This is a genomic window from Clostridium sp. UBA7503, assembly GCF_002477055.1.
GTDB lineage: Bacteria > Bacillota > Clostridia > Clostridiales > Clostridiaceae > Clostridium_J > Clostridium_J sulfidigenes.
Genome location: NZ_DLNT01000028.1, coordinates 126381 through 141465, shown reverse-complemented (window position 1 = coordinate 141465; position 15085 = coordinate 126381). Strand labels below are relative to the sequence as shown.

Genomic DNA, 15085 nt, shown 5'->3' with positions numbered 1-15085 from the left:
TGAGAAAAAGATTAACCATATATTATAAATAAACTAATTAAAGGCAAATAACAGGAGTTTTTATTAACTCCTGTTATCTTTTCCCTTTATTATTTTTTCACTTCTTCTAGTTTACCCATAAATAGTATGGTTCCACTTTCTTCATCTTCTATAATAAATACAAAAGGTCTATCAGCTATAAACGCTTTAGGGTCATCAATTATTGGCATTGCAGTTTCCCTAACTTCAACTATAGTAGCTGCAGCTGCTTCACTTCCCTTTTCATTTACTTCTATTTTCCCTTGATGTAAAACACTACTAACATATATATTCTCCCTTATTCCACTAAGATTAGCTCTATCACTAAATATATCCTTCATTCCTAGGTCCATTAGAGGTCCTTTTAATTCTTTAGTTCCATATTCCATTTCAAACTTCGGAAAGCTTACATTAACAGCTTCCTGTTCTTTTCCAATGGATTTTTTTATAGAATTCCACTTATTCATGTCTAAATTATTTATAAAATTATCTATATTTAAACCTTCCTTTGGTAGTACTGCATACATAGATACTTTTCCATTATCATAAGGCATTTTTATAGCTTTAAAATCATTCTTTTCTCCATAAAAGGTTTTATCATCAGCTGCAACCTTCCTCATAAAATCTATCTCTGATTTTTCTCCCTCTGAATTTGTAAACTCACCTATAATATTATTATTTGTATCAAAGGGTTCTTGCCATTGCCCCTTGAAATATATAGCATTAATTAAATACATAATAACATCACCATCAATAGGACCTTTTAGCATATCTTTAATCATGTTATTAGTAGATTTTTCAATCCAATTATTAATTTTATCCACAGATGAGGATTTAGAGAAGTCCAAGTTATCCACTTTTGCACCAAAAATATCCTTATTAATGTTTATAAATTCTTTATTTATATTCTCACCCTCTCTTATCCATATAGAATTACTTACATTTAGCTTTATATTTTCATCTATATTCTCCAAGTAACTATGAAGAATTTTGTAACTATTATTTATCTTATCATCAGTGATTCCTTCATAGCCTAGTACCTTATTCATCTCTACTTTTGTATTCTCTTTAGCTCCATTATAGGCCATAGTAAGTGCCATGGAAATGCTCAAAGGAGATATAAACACATTTTTATTATTTTCATCCTTTGAGATTTCTTTGAATATATCGAATGCAAATTTATTATTGCCCTCAACCACTTCTTTATCCACCTCTTTAGCTGAAATTTCTTCCTTATTTTTACTATAAAATTTCTCACAGCCAATTAAAGACGTAGCTATTATAGCTATAAGCATTAAAGAAATTATCTTTTTTAATTTCATAACCTCACCTCTAAATTTAGTTTCACTTTATATACGCTGTTAAAGTGTTATAGTGCTATTTTTTATATTATTATAAATCTAATAATCAATTGATTAAATTATTTTCTATTGTATAATGGACATGTAATACCTTAAGTAATTGCCTATATTTTGAAAGTATTTTTACTAAATTGATATATAGGTATTATTAAATTATGATATAAAAATATTAATATAAAATATAAAATAGTAAATTAATAAAGCGAGGTTTTTATGACTAGGGATTTAACTAAAGGAAACGAAACCAAAGCTATAATAAGCTTTGCCATTCCCCTTATTATAGGAAATATATTTCAACAATTATACAATATTGCCGATTCCATAATCGTTGGCAAATATATAGGTGCATCTGCTTTAGCGTCAGTTGGATCTTCTTTTACTATTATAGTATTTTTAACATCTATTATTCTGGGACTTTGTATAGGCGCATCCGTTGTATTTTCTCAATACTTCGGAGCTAAAGATAATGCTAAATTAAAAAGTAGTATTTTTACTGCCTTTATCTTTATCGCCTTAATAACTATCATAATTAATTTATGTGCTATTTTCTTTACTGATAATATCTTAATTTTTATGAATACCCCACAGAGTTTATTTAATGATGTTAAACAGTATATAATTATAATCTTTTACGGTATAAGCTTTACCTTTATCTATAATTATTTTTGCTGTTTACTTCGTTCTGTTGGAAACTCCTTTATACCTCTTGTATTCTTAATAATAGCAGCCATAATTAATATAATTCTTGATATTGTTTTTATAACTGTGTTTAATCTTGGTATTGCAGGTGCAGCTTATGCTACCATCATAGCTCAAGGCATCTCTGGAATTTCAACAGCCATATATTGTTTTATCAAATTACCTGAAATCAGATTTAAAAAATGTGACCTTAAAATAGATATACGAATTTTAAAGTTAGTAGCAAATTATAGCCTTCTAACAAGTATCCAACAATCCATAATGAATTTCGGAATTTTATTAATTCAAGGTCTAGTAAATTCATTTGGAGTATCAATAATGGCAGCCTTTGCCGCTGCTGTTAAAATAGATGCCTTTGCCTATATGCCTGTTCAGGATTTTGGCAATGCTTTTTCCACCTATATTGCCCAAAATAAAGGTGCCGGTGAAGCTTTGAGAATAAAAAAAGGAGTAAAATCTTCATTCAAGATTATTACCTTATTTTGCATTATAATATCAACAATTATAGTAATATTTTCAAAACAATTAATGACTATATTTATATCTCCATCAGAAGTTGAAATTATAGCTTACGGCTCTCAATATCTATGTATAGTAAGTGTATTTTACTTTCTCATTGGATATCTTTTCATGTTCTATGGTTTTTATAGAGGTATAGGTTCCACTAATATATCTATTTTTCTTACTATTATATCCTTAGGACTTCGTGTCGGAATTTCCTATTGGCTAGCTCCTACCTTTGGTATAACTGCAATTTGGTGGTCTATTCCTATAGGTTGGTTCATTGCAGATATAATTGGTATTTCCTTTATAAAAAGGTTTATAAGAAATATAAATAAATAATAAAAATCTCTTACAGATTACTCCTTTAAGTATCTATAAGAGGTTTTTATATAATATTTTAAATTTATAAACTAATAGTAGTTTCTTTTTCTATAGATATATTTACTTTATTTGCTGCTTTAAATATTATAAGTCCAAAAATAAACATTACCACAATTCCTGCTACGCCAGCCTTAGAGCTTCCTGTTATATGGGTTGCTATACTCATAAGCATAGTTCCCATGAAAGCAGCCCCTTTGCCAAATATATCATATAGCCCAAAGTATTCACTGGATTTCTCCTTAGGAATAATTTTTGAGAAATAAGATCTTGATAGTGCTTGAATTGCCCCTTGAAATACTGCAACACATACAGCAAGAATCCAGAATTCCCATGCTTTATCTAGCTGTAATGCAAATATGGTTATTGCTATATAGCCCATAATTGAAGCTGCTATTAACTTATCACTTTTAAACTTTTTAGATAATCTTCCAAATAAAATAGCACAAGGAAAGGCAACTACTTGAGTTAAAAGTAATGCTAATAGTAAATTACTATCTGTAATCCCAACATCTTTTCCATAGGATGTGGACATGCTTATAATTGTATGAACTCCATCTATATAGAAGAAAAATGCAAGGAGGAATAAAAAAATCTTCTTGTTTTTTCTAATGTTTAAAAGAACCTTACCTAGCCTCTTAAAACTTTCTGCCACTGGCTTATTTCCTTTTTCAACATAATACTTTTGTTTATAGTTCTTTAGTAGGGGCATTGTTATTAGTAACCACCATAGAGCAGTTAATATAAAGGCTGTCCCCGTCGCCATTGCAGTTGTAAGTCCAATTTTATCTGCAAAAAGTACAAGGAGTAAACTTACTGTAAAAGGAATACAACTTCCGATATACCCCCAAGCATATCCATGAGATGATATCTCATCCATTCTATCATCAGTAGTTATGTCATTGAGCATGGCATCATAAAAAATAAGGCTTCCTGAAAAACCAACCTTCCCTATGACAAATATAGCTAGGAATATAATCCATGGTACTGGAAGAGCTAAGGCTGCACAACCTAACACTCCGAACATCATGAATAATGAAAATAGTGGTTTCTTATAGCCTTTAGTATCTGCTACCGTTCCAAGAATAGGTCCAAGTATCGCTACAATAATTGTAGATAAGGATACCGCATACCCCCAGTAAGCTGTTGAATCGGCTGGTGCAATTCCCGATAAACTTGCAACATTTTTGAAGTAAATAGGAATTATGGTAGACACCAACATGGTGAAAGCTGAGTTTCCTACATCATATAGAATCCACTGCTTTTCTAACTTAGTAAATTTACTCATTTTACCCCTCCTATAGAAAATTTCTATTGAAGAATTCTCCCAGGTTGTCATTACTTTTTATAGCACTATAGTACTCTTCAACTCTATGTACTGCCTCATCTATAGCCTCTTCACAAAGGTTTAAAAGCTTTTTATTTATTTCTATACACTTTATATTTGGTTCTACATTAATTATCATACGGCTAAAGCCTTCTCCACCTTTAATTAAACCTAATAAGCCTTTTATAATCTTTCTTTTCAAATTGTTTTCACATAATAGTAGTTTATTATAAAACCTTACAGACTTAAGGCATTTATATATTTCTTTTCCACTAACATTGTCATAAATGCTAGCAATATGTGCTGCTATAACTTTATTAGGAATAATATGAGCTGCTGCACTATGCCTTTGTGGACTTAAATTATTTCTCCTCATTAATGCTCCATCTAACTCTGCTTCTATTTCAGCATGAGATATATTACTTTCCTTCATAGCTTCTGCAATAAAAGGATGACAACTACTATCAAGGACAAAGTGGCATACAAATCCTAAAATATAAGAGAGACAAACCTCATCCTTACTTTCTTTAATATACTTTTTCGACCTTTCTAAAAATCCATAGGCCTTTTCATCATGTAATGTATGTCCATACTTAATTATCTCATTCTTATATAAGGGCTTATAATAAAAAAGTATATCTGGACCATTAAGCCCTATATAATATGCTTCTTTATTTGGGGTTATAATATCTTTTATCTCATGGGGCAGTTTTTCTAAGACAGTACGTCCAAAACTATAGTGAGTATAACTTGCGGGCATATAAATCCACCTTTCAAATTTACTAAATATTCCGACTTATATTTCAATTATATATTTCTTATGTTTTAAGTAAGTTANNAGTTATATTAAGGTAAAATTCTTGTAAATCCTTATACTATTAATATTCTTAATATAATTATAAAAGCACCAACTAATTAAAGCTAGTGCTTTTATAATTTATTCCACTATGAACTGCCAATTACCCTCTTGATGAACTAAAACATTATTTATATCTATATATATTTTCCTTAAAAATCTTTCTGTAATACTTAAATCTTCATTATCTAGGTATACCTCACCTTGCTGATTTTCCATATCACCCATGGCACCACCAGTTCTAAAATTTTCTCTTACCATAAATATTGTTCTGCTTTCATCATAATTATTACTAAAGTCAAAGTGTATAGTATACTCTCCACCTTTATTTGTGATAGAAGAAGCTTTAATACTATCTTGAAGCCCTTTAAGTTTAAGGTCTTCATTTATTTCAGAAATTTTACCCTTCTTAGGAATTTTTATAGCTAATTTGCCTCCTTCTTTTAAAACATAATTTATATCTATATCCTTTATTTTTATATCTAATTTGCCTTTGTAAGGATCTAATATTTTAAAAGCTCTCCCAGTTCCATCATTAGCATTTTCTATAGATAGTAAATTGCCTTCTTCATCTCTAACTTCAACTTTTCCAATGGTATCTAAACTAATGGTGTAATCTTCACGCTGTTTATAATCTATATTACTCCATATTTTAAAGTATCTTTCTCCTTCTTCATAATAACTAGTTGCACCTAAAAGAACCTCTTTGTCCATGGCATTTCCACCAATTTCATCATAACTATTTTTAAAGTTTACCTTTTTTAAATTAAACTCACCTATGTCTTTATCCTTATAATGCAACTTAAAATCTGTTATTAAACCCTCACCCTGCTGAAAAGTAAATCCTGCATATCCTCCACTTGCAAAGCTAGTTAATCCTACATTATACATATTTCCATCACTAGTCTTTAATTTTAAGTTGTTTATTATTTCTCTTTGATATCCTATGCCTTCAGCTTCTGCATCCTGGTTAAACCACATTTCAACATATATATTCTCACCATCATTTGTAATACTTTTTACTAATGCTGAACTATCATCAATATTAATTCTTACTGGTTCTTCTAACATATATAGCTCTTTATCTACTTGCTGTTTTATAATACCTTGGGAAGGAGTAAATATTAGTTTTTCAGCTATCTGTGCAATGACTTCCTTGCCTAAAGGGGACATGCCTATTAATATGGCTAGTATAGCTACCACTGCAGCCACTTTATACTTCTTCATAAACCTTTGCATTTTTCCGTTTTTCTCTTTATTAAACTGTATTTTTTCTTCCTCACTTTTTTCTTTATTTACTTCTGTTAAATCAATACTATCATTGCTTTCATAATTATCTATATTTGCTAATTTCTCTTTCAAGGATTTCTTTAATCTCTGTTTTTCAACTTGATCCAAAGGAATCTCTTCAAACTCACTTATATCAAAATCAATTTCATTAAATTTATCATATATATCCTTATTATCCATAACTATACCCCCTCCCTAGCTTCCTTATAATACTCTCTTCTTATCTTTTCTCTGCCTCTACTAATTCTAGTATTTATATTACTTACAGAAAGCTTTAATGCTTCACTAATGCTTTTACTCTTCTCTCCAAGTAAAAATTTCATTATAAATATAGTTTTATCTGGTTCCTCCATACCTTCTATAATACTTACTAACCTGCTATTTTCTATATCATCAAGATAATGATCTTCTGCACTTTTACCATCAGTGATGGCTTCATCCATAAGCTGGTTATTTTCTTTTTTACCATACTTTCTGTAGTAATCAATTGCTTTAAATTTTGTGATAGCTCCTATCCAACTTTTAAAATTAGAATTATCACCAGTAAATTTATATCCATTAACCCAAATTGCCATAAATACATCTGACATACATTCCTCAATTAAACCTTTATCCTCTACAGAATATAAGGTTTTAGATATAATTCCTTTTATTAAGGGCCCATATATATCAATGATATAATCAAGAGCTTTAGGATTTTTTCTTTTTAATTCTTCAATAAAATTGTCTTTATCCACCCTCATTAAATCTCCTCCAAATTTCCTTCTTCACCCTATATATCGAAAGCAATATAGCTTTTGTTACAAAATTATAAAATTATATATAAAAAGTGTCTTAAAATATACTATACTTTAGTTTTCACTAAAATATAATCCAATATTTTAAGACACTCTTAAATTAAATATTATTTAATTATTTACTTCTCTAATTACTTGCTTATCTAATCTACAGAATCTGTTTCCTCTAGTGGTTTAAAGAAACTTTTATCCCTTTTACAAACAGGACATCTCCAGTCTTCTTTTAATTCTGCAAAAGGTACCTCTTCTTGGCTTTCATCATACAAGTAGCCACATACACTACATTTATAAATTTTCATATCAATTCCTCCTCAATATAAAATTATATTAATAAACTCCTTATGTTAGCTAAATTACCAACTCAGGATTATTAATCTCTTACCCTTTGATGTAGCTTTAGTCATCCTATTTAAATTGTAAATCTCCTGAAAGTCCCATGAACAAAACAACTATTTAGCTAGTTATATATATTCCTAGTTGTAAAGTTTTATATTTTTATATTTACATAGTTATATACTTGCCTTTTTAAGTTTCTATGGCTCTACTTGTATAAAAGCATTTCCCCCAGAGGACTCCAACTTATTAATTGTTCCATTATTATTAATTGACGTCATAGGGTAATATTTATATTTAAATCCATAGGTGTCTTGAACCTCAACTAACACATCTAACATATCTCCATTTTTTAATTTATATTTCTCTTTGATAGTTCCAGTATAATTACTAACTTCACTTGAAGGTTCATTACTTTTTTCTAATTCAATTTCATCTATAACTTCCTCATTTATTCTTATCTTACATGAAGCTTCTTCTACAGAATTTCCTTTTATAGAACTTGGATAAATGACACTTTCAATCCATCCATCAATTATAACTTCATCACCCTTTGTTTCATATTTCCCTTTAAAAGGTTGAGGCATAATTTGAAGTTGATACTCCATTTGATCAATATATTCATCTTCCCATGTTTCTTTTTTCACTTCTGCTCCATAGTCTAACGTAAATCCAAATTTAACAGTACTCCTTATGGGAACTGCTATCTTTGCACTATAGTTTAAAGCTTTATCTAATTTACCTTCAACACTCTTACTATTTCCATCGCTACAGTCATAGTTAAAATAAAACTTTAATCCTTCTTTATATACCTTAGGAGTTCCTTTGAGATTAATACTAATGGTTTTGTTTTCTGAATCTAGCCCTTCTACTGAATAACTAAAGTCACTTAAAATACTCCCTTGCTTTTTTAGGGTTTCTTCTACAGTGGTATTAATGCTACTTAAGGATGTCCTCATATCATTATACTGATTATAAATATCACCTCGTAAGCTATCTAGGTCTTGTCTAAGAGAATTAATTTTTAACAAACCCCACAGATTAAGCAATATCAAAACTATAAATCCTATAATAACTCTTCTTTTTACTATTTTATTTTTCTCTAATAATTTATTATCTTCCACTTCAATCCCCTTTCATAACTATATTCTTATCCATCTATCTTCTAATGCTTTATTAACCATATCTTTATCACATAAATATTCTCTTAATATATCTCTTATGTATCTATCATCATATTTATGATTAGAATTATTCTTTAAATCTTTATATCCAGAACCTCTACGAAGATAATCAGAGCTACTTACTCTATAAACTTTATCTTCCTTAAGAGGTTGTCCATTTATAATAACTTCTAACACCTCTCTTTCCCTGTATTTAACTTTTACATTTCTAGAAAAATGAAGTCGTCCTATATATTTCCCTCTAAAACCTGGTCCCCTACCATCAGCTAAAACTATGTCCCCATCTAAACTTTCCTTAATAGCTTCTAATATATATTTTCCTTCAATTTCAAAGTATGTAGGATTTAATGGAGATGGCTCTATTTGTAATAGCTTAAGATTAGTTACTGTACCTTTTTTTATTCCTCCATTTAATACTCCACTATTTATGAAAGCAAAATCACAATTATAAACTTTAGATAATCCATCTGCTAATAAGTTAGTAATAGGATTTTCTTCTATTACATCATGCCATAAATTTTCTTTAACTTCATATAGTGGTATAGAAAGATTATTTAAAGCTATCTCTTTATTCTTCTTCAATACTTTAATTATACCTTTATCCATATCTAAGCCTTCTATATTTATATTTTCGCCTTTTACTAAACTTACTTTATTATCTTTTATAGATAGTTTCAATACTCCCAAGTGTTCTCCAAACTGTCCTGAGGTATGGATTATGGTATTATTTATAATCTTAGGTTCATCCATAAGAATATGAAAATGTCCTCCTATTATTACATCTACCTCTGAAATTTTTGTTGCAATCTCTTCATCCTTATCCATACCTAAATGGGATAGAACCATACATATATCATATTTACCCTTATTATTATTTATCTCCTTATTTATTCCCTGAAGATAATCTAAAATATCTAATCCACAACTTGTACTAAACTCATTTAAATTTGGAGAAGCACCTATAATTAATATTCTTAACCCAGCTTTATTAATTATTATACTTTTGTTTAGCCCTTCTATTTCCTCACCATTGAGTTTTTTTATATGACAACTTAAAAAAGGTATCCTTCCATCAGAGGTTAATCCTTCTAAAGTATGAATTCCATCAAAGGTCTCATTATTTCCAATGGAAATAGCATCATATTCAGCTTCCCGAAGTAACTCTATTGCAACCTTCCCCTTAGTTCCATTAACTTCTACTCTTTTAAAATCTGCTAGATCTCCCGCATCTAATACAATTGTATCATCATTTTTAAACTCATTAATTTTTGTAGTTATTCTTGCTAAATTTTCAAAATTGCTATGTATATCGTTAGTATGTAATATTTGTAATTCCATAATACATCTCCTTTGTATATGCTAATAAATCATTATAAAATTCACATAAAAATAGTCTTTAGCTAAATCAACGAACATTATATATATCCATATATATAAATATTTTACAACATACCATGGAATATTTATATAAAAATTTTGTTGAAATTGAAATTTATTTTCACAAATTTTACACATATAACATAACATACTATTAGGTAGAAATTAATTCAAGGAGAAAACAAATGAGCAATTATAATGATTACTCACATAGAAAAATGGAATACGCTTGTGCTTTTGTATTACCTCAAGCATATGAAAATTTATTTTTAATTAAAGATGCTCTATCAAAGGGCACAATATTTAAGGATTTATATAAACCTTACAATGAGAAGAAAAACTCAAGATTGGAATAGAGGGGTGAGATATTATGTATGATCAAGAATTATTAAATAATATAAGAAAACTTCAATTTTATTGCATAGATTTAAATCTATATCTAGATAACTTCCCTGATAACGAGGAAGCTACTAAGGATCTACAAGCCGTATCTCATAAGCTCGGAATATTAGTACGTCAATATGAAGAAAAATATGGCCCACTTACTAATTTCGGCTCAGCCTCTGTTGAAAGTCCAATGTGCTGGACTTCATTACCATGGCCTTGGGAAAATTATTAACACAGGAGGATTATAATATGTGGTATTATACAAAAACATTAGAATATCCAATAAATCTTAAATCTAAAGATCTTAGAATGGCAAAATTTCTAGTAGCTCAATATGGTGGCCCAGATGGAGAATTAAGTGCAGCCCTTAGATATTTGAATCAACGTTACACTATGCCTACTGGAAAATCTAAAGCACTACTTACTGATATAGGTACAGAGGAGATGGCTCACGTTGAAATGATAGCTACTATGATTTATCAACTTATGAGCAATGCTACTCTAGAAGAGCTTGAAGAAGTAGGACTTGGTGGTCACTATACTAATCACGGAAGAGCTTTATTTTATACAGACCCTGAAGGAGTACCTTGGACAGCAGCTTATATCCAAGCTAAAGATGATGTAGTTGCAGATCTTACTGAAGATATGGCAGCAGAACAAAAGGCAAGAGCAACCTATGAATGGTTAATAAATCAAAGTGATGATCATCAAATAAAAGAAATTTTGAAATTCTTAAGGGAAAGAGAAGTTGTTCACTTCCAAAGATTTGGTGAGGCTCTAGATGACGTACAAGATTGTTTTAAAAGAAAACCATTGCTAGATCCATTGAATAGATAAATTAAAAATTTATATTCTAAATGAATATACTTATATAAATAAGGGGCTTTGCAAAATAAACTAATTTTATATATTTTGCTAAGATCCCTTATTTTAATTTTACTAGATAACTCTGTTATATTTACCATAAAACTTTATATAATAATCAACTTCATTCTTTAGATTTTGAGAATATTATAGTGGATATCTATCAATAAATAAACTTCTAATCTTTCACTATGTTGAGCTTGTACTTATATTAGATGACAAGCTCAACATTAATTTAAGATTTAGCTTATTTTGAGATATCCCCTTTCTTAAATCAGAAGTTTTAACTATATTATAGTTGTATCTCCATTACTACTTCTCCCCACATTATCTTTCCAGTTTTTCTAAATCCTACAGACTCATATAATTTTTCAGCAACACTATTTTCTGGTTCAAAGCTTGTATAAACTTTTATATTTCCATGCTCTTCTTTTAATAGTTCTAGTAGCTTTAATATAGCAGCCCTACCATAACCCTTACCTTGATATTTCTTGTCCATCATAAGTCTACACATCCACCAGCTATTATCATCACTATCAAAGCTGTACATTAAAAATCCTACCATTACTTCTCCATCATATATTACTAACGGATAGTTTCCTTCTTCAAACTTAGACTCTAATATAGAATATGCATTTGATGCTACGAAACATTTCTGGTTTTCTTCTACAGAGAGCTCAATACACTCGCTCCAATTGTCATTATCCACTGCTTTAAAAATAAGATTCATAAATATTTTCCCCCTAATATTATATTTCTTTCTTATAAAAAATCTCGTCTTCAGCTTCAAAGCCAGTTATAAACTGTTTAAAGCCAAAACTAGATTTATTATTCTTATTTCATACTTTTAAATTATATATCTATAATAATCTAATTGTGTTTTAATAATAAATCCATTATTAATATAAAGGTTATATGCTATATGATTTTTACTATCCACCTCAAGATATATGTCTTTAATATCCAAAGTCAACGCCTTCTCTATTCCTTTGTTTAATATCTCTTTTCCATAGCCAAGTCCTCGATACTTAGTTGAAACTCCTAACCCACAAATAAACGCATTGCTACCTTCTAAGCTAATACTACATATACCAACAATTTCATTATCTATTTTAGCCATATAAGATATCCTATCTTTAGATTCTATTATTCTATTAATAATTGCCTTTACTTCTTCCAAAGTTTTATTAAAAATATCCGTATGTAGCTTTGCTATTTCATCTACATCTTGATTAATTATTTCATATAATTTTAGCTTGTTTTGTGTTTTGGTAAATTTATCTCTTTTATAGACTAATAAATACTCGGAAAATTCATATTTAACGTTAAATTTCCCTAAAGTTAACCTACCATCATTACATGAAGTCTCATTTACAAAGAGTATCTCTCTAACACCATGTTTTCTTAATTCATTGATAGCACACTCTAGAAGTCTTTTAAAAAAACCTTTCCTCCTATACTCTGGTAATGTGCATGCAGAAATCTCTGCCTCCTGCGATGTTGGTATAAACATGGCTAGAAAACTTACAAGTATTTCTTCTTCATATAATAGAAAAAAACAATTTATTTCCTTATTAAAGTTAATTTCGTTTGATAAAAATGCACCTCCTTTAGTTTTATCGTAGTTTTTACAAGTCTCTTCTAAGTTTTCAATTGCTTCAATCTGATTCTTATTTAATTCTCTTAACTCTAGAATTTGCACTAATTCTACCTCCTACATAAAAATAACCATATCCTTCACCGTAGATTATAGGATATGGCTAACTAACACATATTTGTTTTAAACATAGCTTTAAGCTTAGATATTGCTCTTAATTTCACTATGCCATTCAAAATATTTCATATAAAAAGTCCTAGGAAAACCCCTAGGACTTAACTACAAATTAATACTTTAAATTTAACTTTAACTTTAACTTTAAAAACCTATAATCTCAGGTAGGGCGTTATTATCTATTCTATTTAATTTCATATTATTTTTATAAAAATTTTTGTTCATAAACAACGTATTCCCACCTTTCAATTACTTATATTTACATTATAATATTTTTATATACTATTTGTCAATATTTTTAAATTCTACCCTTAAAAGTCTGGTCTTACTTACAAATCCACTACTTTCTAATGTTTTTTTCGAATTTGAATTATAGTACCAGCATCCACAAATCGGAATTTCACCTTGCTTATAGCAAAGTTTCTTTAGCTCTGCTATAATAGTTCTTCCAATACCCTTTTGTCTATATTCTTCCCTAGTAAACATACCTATACTAGTATAACCTTTTAGTATTTCTCCTTTTTCTTGTATACCAAAACCTAACACATTAGTACTCTCTTCAAAAATATATAATTCTCCATCTTTAACCTGTTTATCTACGTCTTCAAAGAAATCACCACTGAATTCCGTTATCACCTCAATATCTTTATCCTCTGCTTTTCTTAGGTTACCATTGTTATAATACCTTATTTTCTCTGGTATACCTTTATGATCCTGAAAAAAATAAGCTTGGTTTTTTACTTCTTTATTTTCTATATCACATATACAACTTAAATATAATTCGTCTCCTGTAAATACATAGGCTGATTTTGGTTTAAACTTTTTTAATATAGCATTAAAATACCTTTGAGCGTATTTTATATATTTACACTTGATATAAAACAGTGTTAATAATTCATCATCATATATAGCAAAATATCCTATATACTTTGAATTCATAACTATTCTATAAAACCTAGACTTAATTATATAGTCCTCTAAATATGAATCAAAGGGTGAAGACAGGGTTTTTATATAATCTTTTAAAAACTTACTTATATCATCACAATTAGTTAATTCGAAGTTTATACTTCCTTTCATATGTTTCCTATAATCTCCAATAAATTAAACCCCTGTGCCCTTATTAAAATACCTTCTTTCATGCTACAGCTTATTTTCCGCATAAATAATCTTTCTTTAATAATTTTACTCATTTTTATCTAGTAAGTACCTGTTAATAGTACCACTAAACTCCCCCCTTTTTCACTTTATTTACCCAAGTTATTTTCTTTACTTAGTGCTTGTCTTTCTTTTATTGCAATAATAGCTTCCCCCTAGTAATTTGGAAGGTTACTAATTTACTATTTAATTTAAAACTTAGTTACCCCTATTATTAGCACTACACATTTCACAGTCTATAGCTAAAACTATAGCTAAGCATAATATTTCATCAATCTGATCAGATATATTTAGCACATAGCTATCTCCCCAAGTAAACCATTCCTTACTCATTGTCATAACATCATATTCACCTTGATATAATGTATAATCATGGGCCCAAAAATCACCAGTTAGCCTTAAATCAGTTCCATCTAGATAATAGCTTTGATTAATAAAAGTAAGTTTTTTTATCAAATCTCCAATTACTATGCCATTTATGATAATTTCAAACTTAGGCATAAAGGTAAAGAGTTTCTGCCTTATATAGCCCACTTCTTTGTGATTTTTGTCATAAATATGAAGTTTATGACCCATAGAAAACATTTCACCTTCAACGAAATATTTATCTTCCTCTTTTTCATCTTTAACTATAAATCTATCAGTAAATGAAAATACTTTTTGCTTAATATATAATTTCATAGCTTCCTCCGTCATATATACTCATTATTAATATTATCTCATAAATTTTAGAATATTAATACAAATTTATGTAGTTATGTAATCTAAATAATTTTTAATA

16 protein-coding genes are annotated in these 15085 nt (G+C 28.9%); 4 read left to right on the top strand and 12 right to left on the bottom strand.

Annotated elements, in window-relative coordinates:
• Positions 1 to 89: 89 nt before the first annotated feature.
• Positions 90 to 1340: a serpin family protein gene (locus B3630_RS08745; RefSeq protein ID WP_346897307.1), complete on the bottom strand. Its 1251-nt coding sequence runs from the start codon at positions 1338 to 1340 to the stop codon at positions 90 to 92.
• A 252-nt stretch (positions 1341 to 1592) separates the two neighbouring features.
• On the opposite strand from B3630_RS08745, the gene B3630_RS08740 reads away from it, so the two are divergent.
• On the top strand, positions 1593 to 2921 hold the full coding sequence (locus tag B3630_RS08740) for an MATE family efflux transporter (RefSeq protein WP_346897305.1): 1329 nt from the start codon (positions 1593 to 1595) through the stop codon (positions 2919 to 2921).
• A 64-nt stretch (positions 2922 to 2985) separates the two neighbouring features.
• On the opposite strand, the gene B3630_RS08735 is transcribed toward B3630_RS08740, so the two are convergent.
• The 7 genes from B3630_RS08735 to B3630_RS08705 all read right to left on the bottom strand — a co-directional run bounded on the left by B3630_RS08735 (position 2986) and on the right by B3630_RS08705 (position 10085).
• Positions 2986 to 4248 (bottom strand): MFS transporter, encoded by a 1263-nt coding sequence (locus B3630_RS08735; protein WP_346897303.1) that lies wholly within the window; start codon positions 4246 to 4248, stop codon positions 2986 to 2988.
• A 10-nt stretch (positions 4249 to 4258) separates the two neighbouring features.
• On the bottom strand, positions 4259 to 5047 hold the full coding sequence (locus B3630_RS08730; protein ID WP_346897301.1) for a zinc dependent phospholipase C family protein: 789 nt from the start codon (positions 5045 to 5047) through the stop codon (positions 4259 to 4261).
• Positions 5048 to 5224: 177 nt separating this feature from the next.
• Positions 5225 to 6613, bottom strand: a complete 1389-nt coding sequence (locus tag B3630_RS08725; protein WP_346897299.1) for a hypothetical protein — start codon at positions 6611 to 6613, stop codon at positions 5225 to 5227.
• 2 nt (positions 6614 to 6615) lie between these two features.
• The gene (locus B3630_RS08720) at positions 6616 to 7176 is read right to left on the bottom strand and encodes a sigma-70 family RNA polymerase sigma factor (RefSeq protein ID WP_346897297.1); all 561 of its coding nucleotides are present in this window, start codon (positions 7174 to 7176) and stop codon (positions 6616 to 6618) included.
• 197 nt (positions 7177 to 7373) lie between these two features.
• Complete coding sequence (locus B3630_RS08715; RefSeq protein WP_035129613.1) at positions 7374 to 7529, bottom strand: rubredoxin; 156 nt, start codon at positions 7527 to 7529, stop codon at positions 7374 to 7376.
• Positions 7530 to 7763: 234 nt separating this feature from the next.
• Positions 7764 to 8687: a hypothetical protein gene (locus B3630_RS08710; protein WP_346897295.1), complete on the bottom strand. Its 924-nt coding sequence runs from the start codon at positions 8685 to 8687 to the stop codon at positions 7764 to 7766.
• An 18-nt stretch (positions 8688 to 8705) separates the two neighbouring features.
• Positions 8706 to 10085 carry a bifunctional metallophosphatase/5'-nucleotidase gene (locus B3630_RS08705; RefSeq protein ID WP_346897293.1) on the bottom strand — a complete coding sequence of 460 codons (1380 nt, stop codon included), beginning with the start codon at positions 10083 to 10085 and terminating at the stop codon, positions 8706 to 8708.
• A gap of 224 nt (positions 10086 to 10309) precedes the next feature.
• On the opposite strand from B3630_RS08705, the gene B3630_RS08700 reads away from it, so the two are divergent.
• Genes B3630_RS08700 through B3630_RS08690 form a run of 3 tightly spaced genes read left to right on the top strand, consistent with a single transcriptional unit; the run spans position 10310 to position 11348 of the window.
• Entirely contained in the window at positions 10310 to 10480 is a 171-nt protein-coding gene (locus B3630_RS08700; protein ID WP_346897291.1) for a spore coat associated protein CotJA, read from the top strand.
• Positions 10481 to 10494: 14 nt separating this feature from the next.
• The gene (locus tag B3630_RS08695) at positions 10495 to 10743 is read left to right on the top strand and encodes a spore coat protein CotJB (RefSeq protein WP_035129619.1); all 249 of its coding nucleotides are present in this window, start codon (positions 10495 to 10497) and stop codon (positions 10741 to 10743) included.
• Between the two features lie 17 nt (positions 10744 to 10760).
• Positions 10761 to 11348: a manganese catalase family protein gene (locus B3630_RS08690; RefSeq protein ID WP_346897289.1), complete on the top strand. Its 588-nt coding sequence runs from the start codon at positions 10761 to 10763 to the stop codon at positions 11346 to 11348.
• Between the two features lie 319 nt (positions 11349 to 11667).
• Here the strand turns inward: B3630_RS08690 and B3630_RS08685 are convergent, their stop codons facing one another.
• From B3630_RS08685 to B3630_RS08670, 4 genes are all read right to left on the bottom strand, one after another.
• The gene (locus B3630_RS08685; RefSeq protein WP_346897287.1) at positions 11668 to 12105 is read right to left on the bottom strand and encodes a GNAT family N-acetyltransferase; all 438 of its coding nucleotides are present in this window, start codon (positions 12103 to 12105) and stop codon (positions 11668 to 11670) included.
• 117 nt (positions 12106 to 12222) lie between these two features.
• Positions 12223 to 13077 (bottom strand): GNAT family N-acetyltransferase, encoded by an 855-nt coding sequence (locus B3630_RS08680; protein ID WP_346897285.1) that lies wholly within the window; start codon positions 13075 to 13077, stop codon positions 12223 to 12225.
• Positions 13078 to 13428: 351 nt separating this feature from the next.
• The gene (locus B3630_RS08675) at positions 13429 to 14226 is read right to left on the bottom strand and encodes a GNAT family N-acetyltransferase (protein WP_346897283.1); all 798 of its coding nucleotides are present in this window, start codon (positions 14224 to 14226) and stop codon (positions 13429 to 13431) included.
• A 276-nt stretch (positions 14227 to 14502) separates the two neighbouring features.
• Positions 14503 to 15000 carry an LURP-one-related/scramblase family protein gene (locus tag B3630_RS08670; RefSeq protein ID WP_346897281.1) on the bottom strand — a complete coding sequence of 166 codons (498 nt, stop codon included), beginning with the start codon at positions 14998 to 15000 and terminating at the stop codon, positions 14503 to 14505.
• Between the last annotated feature and the right edge of the window lie 85 nt (positions 15001 to 15085).

Excerpts from the sequence above, each read along its gene's own strand:
- B3630_RS08730 (WP_346897301.1), bottom strand. The coding sequence starts at position 5,047 with ATGCCCGCAAGTTATACTCACTATAGTTTTGGACGTACTGTCTTAGAA.
- B3630_RS08720 (WP_346897297.1), bottom strand. The coding sequence starts at position 7,176 with ATGAGGGTGGATAAAGACAATTTTATTGAAGAATTAAAAAGAAAAAAT.
- B3630_RS08745 (WP_346897307.1), bottom strand. The coding sequence starts at position 1,340 with ATGAAATTAAAAAAGATAATTTCTTTAATGCTTATAGCTATAATAGCT.
- B3630_RS08715 (WP_035129613.1), bottom strand. The coding sequence starts at position 7,529 with ATGAAAATTTATAAATGTAGTGTATGTGGCTACTTGTATGATGAAAGC.
- B3630_RS08675 (WP_346897283.1), bottom strand. The coding sequence starts at position 14,226 with ATGAAAGGAAGTATAAACTTCGAATTAACTAATTGTGATGATATAAGT.
- B3630_RS08705 (WP_346897293.1), bottom strand. The coding sequence starts at position 10,085 with ATGGAATTACAAATATTACATACTAACGATATACATAGCAATTTTGAA.
- B3630_RS08685 (WP_346897287.1), bottom strand. The coding sequence starts at position 12,105 with ATGAATCTTATTTTTAAAGCAGTGGATAATGACAATTGGAGCGAGTGT.
- B3630_RS08690 (WP_346897289.1), top strand. The coding sequence starts at position 10,761 with ATGTGGTATTATACAAAAACATTAGAATATCCAATAAATCTTAAATCT.
- B3630_RS08700 (WP_346897291.1), top strand. The coding sequence starts at position 10,310 with ATGAGCAATTATAATGATTACTCACATAGAAAAATGGAATACGCTTGT.
- B3630_RS08670 (WP_346897281.1), bottom strand. The coding sequence starts at position 15,000 with ATGACGGAGGAAGCTATGAAATTATATATTAAGCAAAAAGTATTTTCA.
- B3630_RS08740 (WP_346897305.1), top strand. The coding sequence starts at position 1,593 with ATGACTAGGGATTTAACTAAAGGAAACGAAACCAAAGCTATAATAAGC.
- B3630_RS08695 (WP_035129619.1), top strand. The coding sequence starts at position 10,495 with ATGTATGATCAAGAATTATTAAATAATATAAGAAAACTTCAATTTTAT.
- B3630_RS08725 (WP_346897299.1), bottom strand. The coding sequence starts at position 6,613 with ATGGATAATAAGGATATATATGATAAATTTAATGAAATTGATTTTGAT.
- B3630_RS08735 (WP_346897303.1), bottom strand. The coding sequence starts at position 4,248 with ATGAGTAAATTTACTAAGTTAGAAAAGCAGTGGATTCTATATGATGTA.